At 62.1% G+C, this 18,184-nt stretch carries 15 protein-coding genes; 5 read left to right on the plus strand and 10 right to left on the minus strand.

The window, feature by feature from the left end:
• Positions 1–64 precede the first annotated feature (64 nt).
• From Y887_RS09650 to Y887_RS09670, 5 genes are all read right to left on the minus strand, one after another.
• Positions 65–1,693 carry an MFS transporter gene (locus Y887_RS09650; protein WP_046964113.1) on the minus strand — a complete coding sequence of 543 codons (1,629 nt, stop codon included), beginning with the start codon at positions 1,691–1,693 and terminating at the stop codon, positions 65–67.
• Positions 1,694–1,778: 85 nt separating this feature from the next.
• Positions 1,779–3,620, minus strand: a complete 1,842-nt coding sequence (locus Y887_RS09655; RefSeq protein ID WP_181113268.1) for an amidohydrolase — start codon at positions 3,618–3,620, stop codon at positions 1,779–1,781.
• Positions 3,621–3,733: 113 nt separating this feature from the next.
• Positions 3,734–4,171, minus strand: coding sequence for a DoxX family protein (locus tag Y887_RS09660; protein WP_046964115.1), 438 nt, complete (start codon positions 4,169–4,171; stop codon positions 3,734–3,736).
• The gene (locus tag Y887_RS09665) at positions 4,168–4,824 is read right to left on the minus strand and encodes a hydrolase (RefSeq protein ID WP_046964116.1); all 657 of its coding nucleotides are present in this window, start codon (positions 4,822–4,824) and stop codon (positions 4,168–4,170) included. Before Y887_RS09665 ends, Y887_RS09660 begins: the two co-directional genes overlap by 4 nt.
• Positions 4,821–5,294, minus strand: a complete 474-nt coding sequence (locus Y887_RS09670) for a helix-turn-helix transcriptional regulator (protein ID WP_046964117.1) — start codon at positions 5,292–5,294, stop codon at positions 4,821–4,823. The genes Y887_RS09665 and Y887_RS09670 overlap by 4 nt, the downstream gene beginning before the upstream one ends.
• A gap of 462 nt (positions 5,295–5,756) precedes the next feature.
• Between Y887_RS09670 and Y887_RS09675 the strand changes: the two genes are divergently transcribed.
• From Y887_RS09675 to Y887_RS09690, 4 genes are all read left to right on the plus strand, one after another.
• Entirely contained in the window at positions 5,757–8,849 is a 3,093-nt protein-coding gene (locus Y887_RS09675) for a sensor histidine kinase (RefSeq protein WP_046964118.1), read from the plus strand.
• Entirely contained in the window at positions 8,842–9,483 is a 642-nt protein-coding gene (locus Y887_RS09680; protein WP_046964119.1) for a response regulator, read from the plus strand. Before Y887_RS09675 ends, Y887_RS09680 begins: the two co-directional genes overlap by 8 nt.
• Positions 9,484–9,895: 412 nt before the next feature.
• Positions 9,896–11,023, plus strand: a complete 1,128-nt coding sequence (locus Y887_RS09685; protein WP_046964120.1) for a Cache 3/Cache 2 fusion domain-containing protein — start codon at positions 9,896–9,898, stop codon at positions 11,021–11,023.
• 44 nt (positions 11,024–11,067) lie between these two features.
• Positions 11,068–11,694 carry a DUF8082 domain-containing protein gene (locus Y887_RS09690; protein WP_046964121.1) on the plus strand — a complete coding sequence of 209 codons (627 nt, stop codon included), beginning with the start codon at positions 11,068–11,070 and terminating at the stop codon, positions 11,692–11,694.
• A gap of 375 nt (positions 11,695–12,069) precedes the next feature.
• On the opposite strand, the gene Y887_RS09695 is transcribed toward Y887_RS09690, so the two are convergent.
• Both Y887_RS09695 and Y887_RS09700 read right to left on the minus strand, forming a co-directional pair.
• The gene (locus Y887_RS09695) at positions 12,070–12,633 is read right to left on the minus strand and encodes a thioesterase family protein (protein ID WP_046964122.1); all 564 of its coding nucleotides are present in this window, start codon (positions 12,631–12,633) and stop codon (positions 12,070–12,072) included.
• 493 nt (positions 12,634–13,126) lie between these two features.
• A complete protein-coding gene (locus Y887_RS09700; protein WP_162199163.1) occupies positions 13,127–13,954 on the minus strand; it encodes a glutathione S-transferase family protein in 828 nt (275 codons plus the stop codon).
• Positions 13,955–14,080: 126 nt separating this feature from the next.
• On the opposite strand from Y887_RS09700, the gene Y887_RS09705 reads away from it, so the two are divergent.
• On the plus strand, positions 14,081–14,722 hold the full coding sequence (locus Y887_RS09705) for a TetR/AcrR family transcriptional regulator (protein ID WP_046964124.1): 642 nt from the start codon (positions 14,081–14,083) through the stop codon (positions 14,720–14,722).
• Between the two features lie 394 nt (positions 14,723–15,116).
• Here the strand turns inward: Y887_RS09705 and Y887_RS18980 are convergent, their stop codons facing one another.
• From Y887_RS18980 to Y887_RS20970, 3 genes are read right to left on the minus strand one after another with little or no spacing between them, the layout of a single operon-like run.
• Complete coding sequence (locus Y887_RS18980; protein ID WP_046964125.1) at positions 15,117–16,298, minus strand: macro domain-containing protein; 1,182 nt, start codon at positions 16,296–16,298, stop codon at positions 15,117–15,119.
• Positions 16,298–17,686 (minus strand): DarT ssDNA thymidine ADP-ribosyltransferase family protein, encoded by a 1,389-nt coding sequence (locus Y887_RS09715; RefSeq protein WP_211256990.1) that lies wholly within the window; start codon positions 17,684–17,686, stop codon positions 16,298–16,300. Before Y887_RS09715 ends, Y887_RS18980 begins: the two co-directional genes overlap by 1 nt.
• Positions 17,683–17,820 carry a hypothetical protein gene (locus Y887_RS20970; protein WP_169749483.1) on the minus strand — a complete coding sequence of 46 codons (138 nt, stop codon included), beginning with the start codon at positions 17,818–17,820 and terminating at the stop codon, positions 17,683–17,685. Before Y887_RS20970 ends, Y887_RS09715 begins: the two co-directional genes overlap by 4 nt.
• Positions 17,821–18,184: the final 364 nt, after the last annotated feature.

Consider the following 18,184-nt stretch of genomic DNA (forward strand, 5'->3'; position numbering starts at 1 on the left):
GGCAGCAGAAAGCGACATCCATTTCAGCACCGGGCCGATCGGGAGCGTCGCGCTGATGAAGTTCTCAGATATCGGCATGCGCATGCGGCGGCACCGCCACACCGCCGCCACCGACGAAATGGCGGACCACCGGCGCGCGCTCGCCTTGATGCAGGGCACGGATCTGCTCCTGCAGCTGGCGGTCGTCGCCGGTGACGCGCTCGTGCTGGCGCAGATGTTCCAGCCACGAGGCGACGATGAAGTATTCCAGTTGCACGCCGGGTGTTGCCGCGTCTTCGGCGATACCCCAGACCACCGCACCATCACGACGCCGCGCGTTGCCCAGTTGCGTCATCAGCTGCAGGAAGGTCACGCGCGCGTCGGCAGCGATGCGGTATTCGACCGTCACCAGCACCGGGCCGCGATCGTGTTCGACCGCATCCGACTGCGCCGGCACGGGCCAATGCCCGCCGGGGACGAGATCCAGCTGTTCGGTGCCGGCAATGCGTGCGCGCTTGACCAGCAGCGCCGCGATCACCGCGCCAACGGCGGCAATCTGCAGGGCGGTCGCGATCGAGGTGCGCTGCGCCAACGCGCCCCAGACCAGCGAGCCGGCCGCCATACCCGCGGAAAACACCACGATGTACAGCGACAATGCGCGTGCGCGCACCCAGGCAGGCACCGCCGTTTGCGCGGCGATCTGCAAGGACGACAGCACGGTGATCCAGGCCAGGCCGTTGACCACCATCACCACGCACAGCACGCCGATCTGACGCGACAATGCCAGCCCCAGCAACGAGGCGGCGCACACGAGGGTGGCCACGAACACCAGCAGGTCGCGGTCGTAGCGCGCACGCAGGCGTGGCAACAGCAACGCCCCACTGATCGCACCGATGCCGATGCAGCCAAGCAAGATGCCGTAGCTGCCGGCACCCAACTGCATGTCGCGACGGACCACCAACGGCAGCAAAGCGGTCAACGCGCTGGCGAACAGGAAGAACCCGGCGGCCTTGATCAGTACCGCCTGCAAGCGCCCGGCGCGTGCCGCGTAGCGCAGACCGGCACGCAGGCCCGCGCCGAAGCTCTCCGGCGGCAATGCGGAGACATGCGCATCGCGACGCCAACGCCACAACACCAGCAGCATCAGACCGAAGGTCACGCCATTGAGCAAGAATGCCCACGGCGGCCCGAATTGCGCCACGATCAAACCGCCAACCGCCGGGCCGATCGAGCGGGCGATGTTCATGCCGATCGAATTGAGCGCCACCGCCGAGGCCAGCATCGGCCGCGGCACCAGTTCCGACACGATTGCCGCCTGCGCAGGCATCGCCATTGCCGCGCCCATGCCCATCGCAAAGGTCAATGCCACCAGTACCCACGGGGTGAGCAATTGCAGATGCGATAGCAAGGCCAAGGCTGCGGCCACCAGCAACATCCAGCCCTGGGTGAGCATCAGGTAGCGGCGGCGGTCGACGATGTCGGCCAGCGTGCCGGCCACCAGTGCGAACAGCACCACCGGCAAGGTGGTGGCCGACTGCACCGCCGCCACCATCAACGGCGAACCCGTCTGTTCGGCCATCACCCAGGACGCGGCGACATCGTTGATCCAGGTGCCGATGTTGCTGCCTAGGATGGCCAGCCATAAGGCACGAAAGATCGGCTCGCGCAGCGGCGCCCAGGCACCGCTATCGGCGGGTGCGGCAGAAGAAGTCATCGCGGCAAGGCTCCAGTGGACGGGGTGAAACAAACAAGGTGACGGGCCAGGATGCGCCGGCAGGCGCATCGCTGTAGTGCCGATCTCAGAACGCGAAACACGCGCAACCCAATGCGCCCCAGAAGCCGCGCAGATCATCGCTGGGCGCGGCATGCTGCGCTGCATGTCCATGCGGTCCGTGCGCGCGACAGCCATGGCCATGCGTGTGCGTGGCGCTGGCAAGCCCGCTGACCGCACCACCCACGTGATAGCCGCCGAACCGGTTGACCGGCGACCAGTCCGGCATCGCCGGCGGCAAGGTGGGCGCCAGTGCGGCGAAGTCGCCGTCGCCATGGACGACGCGCCCACCCAGCACGGTCAGCACGCTGGTGATGTCGGCAATGGCGGCATCGTCGACGCGGAAGTAATCGTCGGACAACACGATGAAATCGGCCAGTTGCCCCGCCGCCAGCGTGCCCTTGTGGCCCTCGTCGCCGGAGAACCACGCGCTGCCCTGCGTCCATAGCCGCAACGCCTGCTCACGGTCGAGCAGGTTCTCTTCCCCGTACAACGCCAGACCGCCCACCGTACGTCCGGTGACCAGCCACGACAGCGCCACCCACGGGTTGTAACTGGCCACGCGCGTCGCATCGGTGCCGGCGCCCACCGGCACGCCGGCGGCCAACATGCGGCGCACCGGTGGCGTGTGCCGCGCAGCCTGTACGCCGTAGCGCTCGACAAACGCTTCGCCCTGATACGCCATGCGGTGCTGCACGGCGATACCGCCGTTCAAGGTGCGAATGCGGTCGATATTGCGTGGCGTGATGGTTTCGGCGTGATCGACGAACCAATGCAGGCCATCGAACGGAATGTCGGCATTGACCTTTTCGTACACATCGAGAATGCGTCCGATGCTTTCGTCGTAGGTGGCATGGATACGGAATGGCCAACGCTTTTCGACCAGCAACCGCACCACCTGCTCCAGCTCGGGCTCCAGTTCCGGCGGCAGCTCCGGGCGCGGCTCGCTGAACTGCTCGAAATCCGCCGCCGAAAACACCAGCATTTCGCCGGCGCCGTTGTGCCGCAGCAGATCGTCGCCCTTGCGCACCGGCAGCATCTCGGTCCAGCCGCGGAAGTCGTCGACTTCCTTGCCCTTGTTCTGGGTGAACAGGTTGTAGGCGATGCGCACGCTCAACTGGTCGGCCGCGTGCAACTGTTCGATGACCTGGTAGTCCTCCGGATAATTCTGGAAACCGCCGCCGGCATCGATCACCGAGGTGATCCCCAGCCGGTTGAGTTCGCGCATGAAATGGCGTGTGGAATTGGCCTGATACTCCAACGGCAGTCGCGGGCCCTTGGCCAGGCTGGCGTAGAGAATCAGGGCATTTGGCTTGGCCAGCAGCAAGCCGGTGGGGTTGCCCAGCTTGTCGCGCTCGATGCGTCCGCCTGGCGGATCCGGCGTGGTCTTGTCGTAGCCGCAAGCGCGCAAGGCCGCGCGGTTCAGCAGGGCGCGGTCGTACAGATGCAGCAAAAATACCGGTGTCTCCGGTGCGATGGCATTGATCTCGTCCAGGGTCGGCAAGCGCTTTTCGACGAACTGATGCGCGGTGAATCCGCCGACCACACGCACCCATTGCGGCGCTGGGGTGCGGTCGACCTGCGCCTTCAACATCGCCATCGCATCGGCAAGCGAGCGCACGCCATCCCAGCGCAGCTCCAGGTTGTAGTTGAGCCCGCCGCGAATCAGATGGGTGTGGCTGTCATTGAGGCCGGGCAACAGGCGTCGGCCTTGCGCATCGATGCTGCGGGCGCCAGCTGCCAGCGCCATGATCTGCGCCTCGTCGCCCACCGCCACGATGCGTCCATCGGCCACTGCAATGGCGGTGGCGCTGGGCTGACGTGGATCGAGGGTGGTGATGCGTGCGTTGCGAACGACAAGATCGACCATCGGAGACTTCCCTGAAGCAGACGAAGCGCCGGGCAAGGCGCCCAACGCAAGACCGGCAGCGGCGCCCTGCATCCACAGGCGCCGCCCGGCATCGTGATCATTCGGTAAGCCGCTCATGCCGCACCACGCCTGCGCAGCCCATCCAGCGACCATGCGCCACCGCCAGCGGCAACCAGCCCCAGCAACACCAGCAGCCACATCAGCGGGTATTCCATCCCGCCGTGCATCCAGAACCAGCCCTTGGGCACGGCCACCACGACGGTGGTGGCGATGAACACCGCCGCCAGCGCTGCACTGACGCGCGTCCACAGCCCCAGTAACACCGCCAGCCCCGAGAGCGTCTGCACCAAGGCCAGCAGCAACGGCAACGGTTGCGCAGACGGAAAGCCGAATTGCTGTAATTCAGCGGCAAATCCAGCCAGTCCCGGTCCACCAAACCATCCCGGCAACTTGCCCAGGCCATGCGGTAGCAGGAACCCGCCGCCGGCGATGCGCAGCATCAGCAATGCCGCTGCAAGGCCGGCGTTGCCGCGTGGTGCCGATGCGTTCAATGCCCGCCTTCCTGCGCGCCGAACATGGTCTTGGCGTACTGAATGCCGATGCCGTAGCCGCCCGCATGCGCACGCGCGATGCCGGTGGTGAGGTCGTAGGTGTCGCTGCGTGCCCAGTCGCGCTGCAGTTCCAGCAGGTACTGCACGCTGGTGATGGGCGCGGCGCCGGCCTGCACCATCCGCGTCACCGCGCGCTCGTGCGCTTCGTCGCTGACATCGCCGCAGGCATCGGTGATGACGTAGACCTCGAACCCCTGCTCGATCGCCGACAGCGTCGGGCCGACGATGCAGACGCTGGTCCACAGCCCAGCAATCACCAGACGCTGCTTGCCGATGGCGTTGACGCGATCGATCACACCCTGGTCTTCCCAGGCATTCATGCTGGTGCGATCGAACACCGGTTCGCCGGCAAAGATCTCCGGCAGCTCGGGAAACAGCGGGCCGGAGAACGACTTCTCTGCAACGGTGGTCAAGATCACCGGCACCTTGAAGCCTTTGGCGCCCTTGGCAATCAGCGACACGTTGTTGCGCAGCGCCGAGATGTCGATGGTATGCGTGGCGAACGCCATCTGCGATTGATGGTCGATCAGGATCAGCGCGTGATCGCCGGGCGACAACAGGGACTTACCGGGGACGGCGGTGGCGGTGGTCATGCGTGATGCTCCAGGGAGGATGAAAAAGAACCGGCGATGTGCCGATGCGCACGCGGCTGGGGGCGCGCGGCGCAGGGATCGTTCGCCACTTGCGCGGCAAAGCGCGCCGGCGTGCAGCCAGTGGCGTTGCGAAAGCTGCGGACGAAATGGCTTTGATCGAAGAAACACAGATCGGTGGCGATCTGGCTGATGGTGTGGCGGCCTTCACGCAGCATGGCCTGGGCGCGTTCGAGGCGACGACGACGCAGATACTCCATCGGGCTGGCGCCCAGCGCATCGCGAAACACGCGCGCAAAATGGAAGCGGCTCATGCAGGCGGCGCCGGCCAGTTGCGTCACGCCGATGGGCTCGTACAGATGCGTGTCGATGTACTGCAGCGCTCTGGCCACGGCACGTGCGCGCGGGGCGTACAGTGCGTTGGTGTTGCCTGCATGCAGATCGGGGCGACCGGCGGCAGTCAGACGTGCCATGTGGTGTCTCCGGCGGGGAATGGCGCCATGGTGGGGCGAACCTGCCGATCGCCTCACCCCTGATGGTGAGGCCGATCGCTCACTCTTTCGGGTGAGCGGCATGCGTGCTGCCACAAGCACGCATGGGATCGCACGGGTGCATCGTCATGGCATGCATCGCGCCTGCACGCCGACGCAGCGGCGATACCGCGCCGTCGTTTCTGTCGCGCTTTGCAGTGTCCAAGCCGGCATCCACAACGCACGCAAACCAAGCGGACGCCAGCGCACGAATGACACGCTGCAAGGCAGCGTCATTACTGCTGCAACCCACCGCTGGCATCCAGCTCGGCGCACACTGCATCGCAGCGACACGCACGCACCCCACGCAACATGCCGGTCCATGCGTAGCCGATTTCCTGCCCGACCTGCCTCCCCCGAAAGAGGTGGTGGTGCTTGGCCCCGATCTCGCCCGACAATGCTGCAATGCCGCGCGAGCCCCCCATCCGATTCCACCTGCTCTGGCGCCTGTGCGCGGCGGTGATCGTTGTGATGTGCAGTTGCGGGTGGCCGTGCAATCCCGTGTACGCCCAAGGCATCGCCGCAACGCGTGCGGGGCTGCTGCAATTCCACCACACCGCCTGGAGCACCGAGCGCGGCGCACCGGCCGATATCTGGGATATCCAGCAAGCCGAGGCCGGGCCATTGTGGCTGGCGACCGGATTTGGCCTGTTTCAGTTCGATGGCGACCGTTTCGCGCGGCAGGCGGCGCCGGATGGCGAGGCCTATGCGTCGCACAACATGACCACGCTTGCGCTGGCGCCGGACGATACCGCCTGGATCGGCTACTTCAACGCCGGCATCGATCGCGTTGCCGACGGGCACCTGACGCACTTCAGCCCGGGCAAGGACGTGCCCGCCGGCATGGTGTTCCGCATCGAGCACGATGGCAGTGGGCGCTGGTGGGCTGCCATCGATGGCGGTTTGTGCTGGTTCGATGGGCAGCGCTGGCAGCGTGCAGGCGCCGACTGGGGCTACACCGCCGAGCGCGCGCATTGGCTGCTGCGCGATGTGCGCGGCACGCTCTGGGTCAGCGACGGCACCCAGATTCTGTCGTTGCGGCCTGGCGCCAAACGCTTCGAACCCAGCGGCCAGCAGGTGGGTCTTTACGTCACCTTGGCCGAAAGTCCGGACGGAGCGATCTGGGTCGCAGACCCGTACCGCGGCGTGTTTGCGTTGACCGATGCGCAGGGCCACGTGCTGCCCGCCGCGGCCCGTGCCCGGCTGCAATTTCCCGGGCTGTTCGCGCGGCGCATCCGGTTCATGCGCGATGGCGCGCTATGGGGCAGCGACTACGCGGCGCATGGCCTGTTCCGGATCGCCTTGCCCACATCGCCCACGCCGGTGCTGGAACGCTTCGGAACCGTACAAGGCCTGACCTCGGCCACTGCCGGCCCCTTGCTCGAAGACCGCGAAGGCAATCTGTGGGCCGGTACCAATCTGGGCCTCAACCGGTTCCGGCATCGCGCGTTGTTGCCATTGGCGTCCTTGCTGCCGGGCCAGGCGATGGCCGTGGCGACCTTCAATCCCGCGCCGGGCACCGCCGCACGCCCGCTCCTGGCCAGCCTGCGCGATGGCCGGCTGCTGGCCTTGAGCCGCGATCGCGTGGAAGGTTTGCAGCATGGTGCGTCCCACCACATCCTGGATGTGCCGGCGACCGCCAACGGCTGGGTGCTTGGCGAGCACGCCTTGCTGCGTCTGCAGGTCGGCCGCGTGCAACCGGTGGCGCTGCCGCTCGGCCTGGCGACCGGCGCCATCCGCGCCTTCGTCGTGGACAACCGCAACCATCCCTGGGTCTGCCCGGATGCCGGCGGCCCCTACGCTTTCGACGGCAGCGCCTGGCAGCCGCTGCCCGATCTGCAGGACAGCCCGTGCACGGTGCTGGCCAATACGCGCGATGGCGGCCTGTGGGTGGGCACCATCAAGGGCGATGCGCGCCTGCTGCAGGGCCGGCAGGTGACGCACTACAGCGCAGAAAATGGCCTGTCGGTGGGGCCGATCACCGCCATCTGGCAAGGCCCGTCGCTCACGCTGGTCGCCGGCGAAACCGGGCTGGCAGCGCTGGGCGCCGACGGCCGGTTCCGGCAAGTGGCCGATCAGACCAATCCGCTCCTGCAGGGCATCACCGGCATCGTGCAGGACCGGCACGGCACGCTGTGGTTGAACGGCAACCGCGGCGTGGTGCAGATCGCTCAACGTGCGCTGCTACAGAGCGTGCAATCGGGCGTGGGCAGCCCGGCGCTGCGCCTGTACGACATCATGGACGGGTTGCCCGGTGTCGCTCAGCAGGCCACACCGGTCCCCACGGCCATCGCCGCCGACGACGGCCTGTTGTGGTTCACCACCAACCAGGGCCTGGCCTGGCTGAACCCCGAACAGACCTACCGCAACCCCACCGCGCCGGAGGTCTTCATCACCGACGTGGTCGCCAACGACCGTCCCTACCCGCGCACCGCCGGGCTGCGCCTGCCCAAGTGGACGCACCGCCTGCGCATCGGCTACGACGCCGTGAGCCTGACCCGGCCCGAACGCGTGCGCTTCCGCTACCGGCTGGAGGGCGTGGACGCGCAATGGCAGGACGCCGGCAACCGTAACGAGGCGTTCTATACCAACCTCGCGCCCGGCCGTTACCGCTTCCGCATTGCCGCCGCCAACAACGATGGCGTGTGGAACGCGCGCGGCGACACGCTGGACTTCGTCATCGAAGCGGCCTTCGTGCAGACCTGGCAATTCAAGGTGTGCGTCGCGCTCGCGCTGCTGCTGACGCTTGCGATGCTGTGGCGCATGCGCACCCGGCGTATTGCCGGACGCCTGCGTGCACGCCTGGAAGAGCGCTACCGCGAACGCGAGCGCATCGCGCGCGAGTTGCACGACACCTTGTTGCAGGGCACGCAGGGCCTGATCCTGCGGCTGCATGCCGCCAGCCGCTCGTTGCCGCAGGACGACCCGCGGCGGCTGGAGCTCGAACAGGCGGTCGACCTGGCCGAGAATGCGCTGATCGAAGGCCGCGACCGCGTCAATGGCCTGCGCGACAGTTATTCGCTGCGCCAGGATCTGGCCGCCGCACTGCAGCGCGCACGCGAGGCCACCATGCCACCGCCGTCTGCCGAACTGCAGGTGTCGGTTGAAGGACGCCCGGTGGCGCTGCGTCCGATGGTGGCCGACGAAGTGTTCCAGCTTGGCCGCGAAGCATTGGCCAATGCCGATCGCCATGCCGGCGCCGCGCGCATCGCGCTGGAACTGCGCTACGGTTCACGTGACTTCGTGCTGCGCATCCGCGACGATGGCTGCGGCCTGGATCCGGACGTGCTGCATGGGCATGCGCGCACCGGGCACTGGGGGCTGACCGGCATGCAGGAACGCGCCAAACGCATCGGCGCCACGATGCAGTTGTGGTCGCGTCCAGGCAGCGGCACCGCAATCCAGATCACGCTTCCGGCCCGCACCGCCTATGCGACGCCACCGCGCTGGTGGCGGCGATTTCGACCTGCACGCTCCACGGAGAGCTCCAATGGCTGAGATGGTCAAACCGACCGACGTGCTGGTGGTAGACGATCATCCGCTGCTGCGCGACGGTCTCAGTGCCATGCTCGCCGCCGAACACGACATGCGTGTGGTCGGCGAGGCCGAAGACGGCGAACAGGCCGTGGCCTGCTACGCCAGCCTGCGTCCGGACGTGGTGCTGATGGATCTGCAGATGCCGCGCGTGGATGGCGTCGAAGCCATCCAGCGCATCCGCCGTGTCGACCCCGCCGCCAAGGTCATCGTGTTGACCACCTATACCGGCGATGTGCGTGCGGTGCGCGCACTGCAGGCCGGCGCCTGCGGCTATCTGCTCAAGAGCGCGCTGCGCCGCGAGCTGGTCGACACCATCCGCGACGTGCGCCGCGGCCAGCGGCGGCATGTTCCGGCGTCGGTGGCCGAAAACATCGCCGCCCACGTGCTCGACGACGCGCTGTCCGGCCGCGAGACGGAGGTACTGAGCCTGGTGGCCACCGGATGCTCCAACAAGCAGATCGGCAATGCCTTGAGCATTTCCGAAGAGACGGTCAAGGCGCATATGAAGAACATCCTGGCCAAGCTCGGCGTGCGCGATCGCACCCATGCGGTCACCGTCGCCCTGCGCCGGGGAATCCTGTCGCTGGAAACCTGAGCCGCCTGCGACCAGGCAGATCGCAAGCGTCGGTCGCTGTTCAAACACCGCTGCATCCGCTCATCGCTGGCGCGCGGCAACGACAGGCGGGATGCCAAGACGCCCCGCGCGCATCGACCGGCTCACCGACGGCGCCGCAATGGACCGCCCCTGGAGGGCTCGCCCGTCCCGCCGCCCACCGCGCCCGCCAGCGCCAACTCTGTAACCCGGTCCACCGTTCTTGAACGCAAGGCGCACGATGCGATCGACGCGCCCTGCCAAATCGATCGGCTTGAGCTATCTTATGCACCGCCAAGCGGCATGGGGGCCGCTTCAGCATCTTGTCTGACAGCCGATAACGGCTAGGTCCGACCGCCGCACAGCGCTGCGGCGGCACTCGATTCAATCACTAAACGCGTTCAGGGGAATTGCGATGCTTCGTCACTCTTTGCGGGTGCGCCTGCTGTTGCCGGTGCTGGCCTTGGTGCTGGTCGTGGTGGTGGCACTCACGGTCATTCTGGCCATTACCGAAGCGAACCGGGTCAAGTTCGAGACCGGCGACGCGATCGAGCGCCAGTCGGTGTCCTTGCAGACCTTGTTCGCCGTCACCCGCTCGATGATGCTCGACCGCGTCAATTCCTCGATGCGCCAGCTGCGCAAGGAAGCCAATGCGCAGGGCGCCCCGAGCATCGGCAGCGAAATCCGCGTCGCCGACCGCAGCGCCAACGACCTGCTGCTGGGCCAGCGCCCGCAGGCCAACGTCTTCACCATGCTGGACGACGTCACCGCCATCCACGAAGGCACCGCGACGCTGTTCTCGCGTACCGGCGATGAGTTCGTGCGTATCTCCACCAACGTCAAGAAGGACGACGGCAGCCGCGCCATCGGCACCGTGCTCGACCCCAACGGCCAGGCTGCCGCCAAGCTGCGCAACGGCGAAAGCTTCTACGGTGTGGTCGACATCCTCGGCAACCCGTACGTCACCGGCTACGAGCCGATCTTTGCCGGCAACGACAAGCGCGTCATCGGCGCCTGGTACGTCGGCTACAAAGCCGACACCCAGGCCCTGGAGAACGTGGTCAGCAGCCGTCGCGTGCTCGATTCCGGCTTCATTGCCGTGTTCGACAGCAAGAACAAGCTGCGCTTCCAGTCCACCACCGGTGCCACCACCGACACCGCCACCATCGAGCGCATCGTCAAGGACAGCCCGGACGACTGGGTCGTGACCAAGCAGGAAGTGCCCGACTGGGGCTTCACCCTGGTCTCGGCGTATCCCAAGAGCGACGTCAATGGCGTGATCGTGCGCCAGTCGCTGTGGATCGCCGGCATCGGCCTGCTGGTCTGCGCCCTGTTGCTCGGCCTGCAGTGGGCCCTGATCTGGAACCGCGTGCTGCGCCCCATCCAGCATCTGACCACCGTGGCCGAAGAACTGAGCCTGGGCAAGTGGAACCACACCATCGAAGAGGTCAACCTCAAGGATGAAATTGGTACCCTGGCGCGTGCCATCTCCCGCCTGTCCAACAGTGTCCGGTTGGCCATGGAGCGCCTCAGCAAACGCTGAGCCGCTCCACCCGATTTCGTACCAGATGATGCAAGGAAGACGCCATGTCCAATGAATTCCGTCCGCTGATCGAGGTCCTGCGCGAGCTCAGGGCGCTGGCACTGAAGAAGGCGTCCGGCTTTCTGTTTGTCGTCACCGAAGAAAACCATTCCTGCATCGTCCGCCTCAATGCCGGGCAGATCGAAGAAGTGGTCTTCCGCATGCTGCGCAATGACGAGGCGGTGCAACGCCTCACCATGGTCGGCGCTGCGAAGGCCCGCTTCCAGGCAGACCCCGGTGCCGGACTGGGCAAACCATCGCTGCTGAGCGACGACTCGCGCCAGTGGTTGATGGGCGGTTTCGAGCAGGATCTGGGCGGCGCCCCTGCCCCGGCGCGTGCCGTCGTGGCACCGGCGCCAGCAGCGGCTGCTCCGGTGGCAGCCGCTGCGCCAGCACCCGCGCCGTCAGGCAACGCCAGTGCCGGCGCGCCCGACGATCGGGTACGCGATGCCCTGGAAAAAGTCGCGCTGAACTATCTCGGCCCCATCGCCGGCATGTTGTGCGACGAAGCCTGGGAAGCGTCCAGCGATATCGAGCAGGTACTCAGCCAGCTCGGCGCCAATCTGGCCACGCCGCAGGAATCGCAGAAGTTCATGACCGACGCGCGCACGGCATTGGCACGCGTGCGCTGAGGCGGGATCGGTAGCGAGCTGATCGTTTCAGCTCACTGCTGCATGCGACGCCGCAGGTTACCCATGCTGCACCTGATCTCGGCGGCCTTAGACGCATCGCCTTACCTGATTCCGATCGACACTGACGAGCGCCTGGCGCTCGTTTTTTTGCGTGTTCGCGACGCTGGCAAACAACAACGGGGCAGATGCAATCGGCTGTTGTTGACCCTAGATGCACCTGCGCTGCGATCGCTGGCCTGCGATCGTCTAGGGCGCTGCGCGCGATGACGGTGGACTCCCGGATGGTCCTGGCCTATGTCACGTCCTGACAGGCGATGATGCGCAATCGCGTTGTTTCGCCCGCACCGGCGCCTGCGTGTTCGTCATCAAGCTGGGTCAGCGCAGCGCTGTCCAGTCGTCGATCTCCGATTTGAGGGCGGCGTCGGTGGCCAGCAATGCATTGGCCGCCTCGCCCAGCGGCGGTGATGTCGTATCCACGACGCCGATAGCCTGCAGCACGGTTTCCGCCTTCACGAATGCTCGGTTGCCTCGGTCGTAGAAACCGATCAGCAGCAGCCCTCTGGCGGTCAGGGTTCTGTCCGACCCGGTAAAAATCCGCTGTTCGACGATCAAGCGGGTTCCGCTCCAGCCGATGAGCCGTGTTTCAAGATCGAATGCGTGGAAGGGCTTGAGTTCCCTTCGAAACTGGATCGCTCCCGAACCGACAATCGGCGCCCACTTCGCTCGCATCGCCACCTTGGCCAGACCGGTGCGCAGCACCATGTCCAGCCGCCCAAGATCGAAGATCGTCCAGTAACGTCCATTGGTCATGTGGACGTTGCCATCGATGTCGTTCGGCAACACGCGCAACCTGAGACGCGACACATCCGAGCGTGCGTGCATCCGCGGTCGGAACAGACTTGTCACGAACAAGACCAACAGGCGAAACCAGAGATTCATTCCACTACCTGCGATGGGTTAGGACATTGGTGAAATTTGACCGGCGGGTTCGGTGCTTGCTCATTAGGCCTGGCTAAAAACATGCCTGCCATCATGGCTTGCGCCCCCACTGCACAAGGGCACACCGACCGATTGGATGCAGCACGGCAGGAGCAACGTCTTCGCCATCGTGTGCGCATATTCTGCGATACAAACGACGGAAGTCGCGGCGACATCGGCTTGCCCTACTGCCCTGCAGACAGCACCAGGTGATCGGACCGGCGCCCTGCAGGAGCGAGCAGCATGCGCGTTATCCAACACCGCGCATGCCGCTTGCCACACTACATCAGCGCGCCTTGAAAGCTGCTCGGCGCAGTCCCTGACTCAGGACGACAGCGTGTTATCGGTCTCGTGATGGGCGCTGATGCCGCCCATCGATGCGACTGTGCGAAAACACGGCATCGTCTTCCGGTTGGACGCCGAGAACGCTGCGCCCAGCAGGCAACCGATGCAGTCAGCTGGGCTGGAAGGCCAGCTTCAGCTCCGGGTACCACTGCGCAGTGACCGTGGCGATGAAGCGCCCCAGGTTCGGAAGCGTGCGAGCGTAATCGGTGATGTCCGGGTGCAGGCCATGCGCCTGGAAGAACGCCTGGGTGAAACCGAAGACCACTGCGTCATAGGAACTGGGACGATCATTGCCGAGCAGGAAGCGCTTGTCGCCGATCAGCACGTCGATCGCGCTCAGATCTTTCTTGGCCTTGTCGATGATCTCCGCTTCGGTGAAGCGCGCAACGCCTTGATCGAAGCAGCGCTTGCGGAAGTCTTCCCGACGCGTCTTGAGCGCTTCCTGGATTTCGGGCGGCAGCGCGGTCGGGTCGCCAACCATGGTCTTCATCAGGAAGTCCCAGCCGCCTTGGTCGAAGAACTCGTAATAGATGATGATCCAGTAGAGATGGTCCTCTAGCGTGCCCTGCACCACCTGGCCGAGCGCTTTCTGCTCCGCGCTCAGGTGCGCATCGGGATCGCCGAGCGTGCCCTTGAGGTAGTCGATGATGAGGCCGCTGTCGGCAATCCGGGTGTCGCCGACGGTGATGAAGGGCACTTTGCCGCGTGGGCCAACGTCGGGGACCGGCACCGAAACGAGCTCATGCCTGATGCCGAAGATCCGAAAATACGCTTGCAACTTGGCGGCGTACGGGGAAAGGCTGGAAACGTAAGCCGACAGGCTGTTCTCGCCGAGCGTGACCGCATGCAGCTGCAGGACCGTCTCGGCATCGATGTGGAGGGCGTCGTACGGGTTCTCGTAAACAGGGTACTGCTTCATCTTCAATTCCTTGAGCACTGGGTCGGTGGATATGGGTTGCCTGTGAACAGGCAGGTGGGCGAGGCGGGCCGGATGACATGACAACCCGGCTCCGTTTTTGTACTGTATCGAACATAAATCATCCCGACAAGGATTTTTTGCGAAATGGTACATAAAACAACCGAAGGCCCCGCTCGGCCGCGTGGACGCCCGCGAAAATTCGACGAGGCCACCGTGCTGGAACGTGCGCGCGATGTGTTCTGGAACCATGGCTACGCCGCCACCTCGCTGGATGAGCTTGCTGCCGCAACCGGACTCAACCGCCCTAGCCTCTACGCGACGTTTGGCGACAAGCACGCGCTCTACCTGCGCGCACTTGAGGAAAACAAGGCGTGGTCCGTCACAGGAGTTCGCCAGTACATGGGCAGCGCTGGCCCGCTGCACGAGGTCCTGCGCAACTTCTTTCTTGCTGCGGCAGAAAGCACCCTGGCCGGGGAGATGGGAGCGCGCGGGTGCTTCGTCGTCTGCACGGCCGTCACCGAGTCGCTTCGCGACCCCGATACGCGGGCTGTGGCGGCAAGCTATGTCGAAGGTGTCGACCTTGCCTTCCGCGAGCGCTTCGAGCGCTCGAAAGATGAGTTGAACAGAGGCGTCGATCCCGCATCTGCCGCCGCCGTCGCGTCGGCCATGCTGCAGACGTTAGCGGTGCGGGCGCGCACCGGCAGCGGGCGCGAGGAACTGAGGGGCATCGTGCAGGCCGCCGTGGTTGCGATTTGCGGTCGCCCGCCTGCAGAAGGTGAGGCATGAGAGCTGCGGTGTTCGATGCCGTTGGCGCGCTCAGCTCCTTTCGCATTGGCGGCCTGCCGGAGCCACGCCTGGCCGATGCGGACGTGCTGACGCGCGCCGGACGTGGCTGCACTAACCGGAGGCACTTCTAGGAACCGGCCGTCGGTGCTCCCTCACTACCAACCTTTTCATCGACGTGCCCAGCCGGCTGCGCCAGGCAAGCAAAGCGAAGGCGACGATTGTGGTTGCAATCAGGACGTCGAGGAATTTATCCGTCACCGACAGTCCCGAAGGACGTCACGTCACTCCCACTCAATTATTTTAATCTATAAAAAACGATAAAATCAGAACCTTATGAATGCGATAGCATAAAGTATCATGATCGATACCATGCTCGACTTTGGCTAAGCTGAGATCAAGCAGAGTTCGATCCCCCTCCCTTAGCCGCCTCAGACTTGTGAATATCATCCGCGAAAACGCTTGTTAGGGGCATATCCAAGTCAAATCCTTTTGCCCGAATGTCTAATACCGCCTTTATATCCTCTGGTGAGCTGATTTCAGAAACGCAGTAATACGCATCTACAGATATCCGTTTGAGTTGACTCTTATATTTTTCCAACCAAGCAAGCTTGCTAGCGAAAAACACCACCTTCTCAGAAAGATACATCCTCGCAAAAACAGAAGGCATAAATTCTTTCTTATCGAAGGCAACTACTGGATTACCTATCGAGAGAAGATTAGGCTTTTCTTTTCGCGTTGATGACGATACTTTTTTTATGGACTCGTAGATTCCGGATGGAAGAAAACAGCCGCAAATTAGACCTTGGGTCGAAAGTTCAAGCGCGAGTTTTTTTTCGAAGGCTGTCCCCCCAAACAAAATACTGCACTTCTCGAGAACGCAAAAATCAACAAACTTTCGTATAGCATTTATCTCACTTAAGTCAGGCTTGCTGCTGCACACAACTGAAAAATCGTATCTAAATTTGTTTTGCTGTTTTGGATAGTAGTACACATCCTTCTTGGTGTAGATGCGCAACTTTTCCGGGTATGCGTCCGACGCATATTTAACAACCCCAGCCCCAACCGAACCAAGCAGTTGCTCATAGTCAGACTCCGAAGCTTTGACATTGCCCGCTTTCACTGAATCGAAAGGCTCAAAGACATATATATGCGCAGGAGAGTTTTTTAGCTTCTCAGCAATCATGGATCGGACCCTGTCCCAGTCCAAACCACCATGACCACAGCCTAGGGCCGGAAGAGTTACTACTTTTCCACTCTTATCTTCCAGATACTTAGAAAGCCATTCCAACCCATCATCAATATAATGATACTCAGATGGATTCTTCCAATGATTTTTAGTCGGAAAATTTATGATTTCGATGTCTTTCGAGATCATATCCTTCTGCAACCAAACGGAAGGCAGGCCGGGGCGAATAATGCCCGAACGACACTTCTCAGCATAGTCATCGAACATTTCAGGAAATCTTTTCTTAAATGCGAGCGCCACACCTGCACCCATCACACCAACACAGTTGACTGTATTGATCATGATATCCGCATCAAAATCGAAAAAATCTCCGGAAATAAACTCTATCATTAAATATTACCTTGCAATTTTTGAAGAGCCTCAACTCTGAGGGCATCGATTCCAGCAGAGACTTGCATCAACCAAATTTGACTTAACGCACCAATATCAGCCTTACTCAAAGCCACCAACATAGTGATATCTTCAGGACAAGTAATTATATCGAACAACTGAGTTTTGTCCCGACCTTTAGCAACGATCTCACCCAGTAGGTCATCGTAAGTCACCAGCATTATAATTTTTCGGACTATATCTGGTGGCAGAATAGGCAAATCCTCAGTCAAAATTCTTTTCAACATAGGCAGGGATTTTTTGGGATGTTCACCGTCAGCCTTATTCATAAAGCTATTGGGCCAGCGTGTTTTGGGCCCTTTGCCTATATCGTGGAGATAAGCTGCAAGCTCCAAGACCTCACGATGGACAGGGTCCAAATGAATATATTCAGGTGAGTTCAGCACCAGACCCGCAACACGTCGAGAATGAGCGCCAACATCTTCGCGATGTGGCCCGTAGTTCGCGCCGAGACCATCGATATCTTCTAGCTCTCTGATAGCCGCGAAGTTAGCGCGAATAGCACGCAAGGCGTCACTTAAGGTCTGGAATTTCGGCATCACCTGACGCTGAAATGAGACCACATGAGAAACAGCCTCATCTACAAAACGCTTGAGGAAAAAAGGCCCTGTAACCAAAGAAGCATTCCAATTACCAGGCTCTAGATAATAATGCTCCCCTCCCGCCTCAACAATGTTCGGCGCAACAACCCCTTTGTTCTGAAAAATTTGCCTAACACAGTCAGACACGCTGCGATTAAATGTAACTATCTGATTAATTTCAGACAAAGGGACATGATCTGGTAACAAAAGCTCAGCCATTTTGCGGTGCTTCTGAGCATCGTCGTCATATCCCCACCGACCGTTATCGATAGTTTGCCAATCTAGTTGGTCGAGCTGATCAGACTGATGATTTCCAGAAAAGAAAGATGGGGGAACGTCCGTATTTGCAGACGCGCTTGTGTAATAGGCCCCAGCTCTTGTCTCCATCAGCAAAACCGAAACGGAAAGGTAAATGATGAACTGCTGATCTACGTTCTTCTTATAGAGCACCGCCTGCTGCATAGGCGTTTTCTTTGCAAAATAGAATGGTACATAATCATGAACACACCGCCCGTTGGCTCCAGGCACTTGCATAAGCGCTCGACGCCTCTGTATTCCTTTCTCAGCGACGTTAACGTGCAGAATGCCGCGAGCAATTTTCTGATTGGTCGAAAAAATACCGTGATCAATTATTGATTCAAGATTCTGTATCAATGTGAAATGATATGCGTTGCGACCCCTATGGTGCACAGGAACTGCCATTTCCCCCCCTTGAATAAACCATTGATAGAGCGATACTAAAATCATTGCCCTTGATATTTTTCTGGAATTATTGGGATCTGCCGACGCAGAATTTCAATCTCTCCTTGTTCGCCATCGCGCAAAACGTCCTCAGCAAGTTTCATCGCGTATTCTGGATCAGAGTCAAACGCCTCCGCCATAACTTCATCGTGGCCTCGATCTTTCCTATGTTGTTTTTTTCGTTTAAGCCTCGACAATGCTTACCGATTCGCATTTTGGATTGTGCAATCCAGTCTATACCAAATCACATGATTTGCTTCTCGATCTCCGTCACCAAGCGGTACAAGGCAACCATTCATGCGCGCCTCCCGTGCTCGGGCTTCAACCACCACAAATCTCGCCCTGAAAGCCTCACGACTCACCTTAACCACAGCCGTCACCCGCCTCATCAGTTCCATCACCGATGAATCGAGGTCGCAGCAGCGTGCCTCGACATAGGGCGTGCTGCCAACCAATGCTTCCGTCGATGCATGCGTAAGCCCCCCCCCCGATCGGCAGACACCG

It is taken from the genome of Xanthomonas pisi DSM 18956 (genome assembly GCF_001010415.1).
GTDB classification, from domain to species: Bacteria; Pseudomonadota; Gammaproteobacteria; order Xanthomonadales; family Xanthomonadaceae; genus Xanthomonas; species Xanthomonas pisi.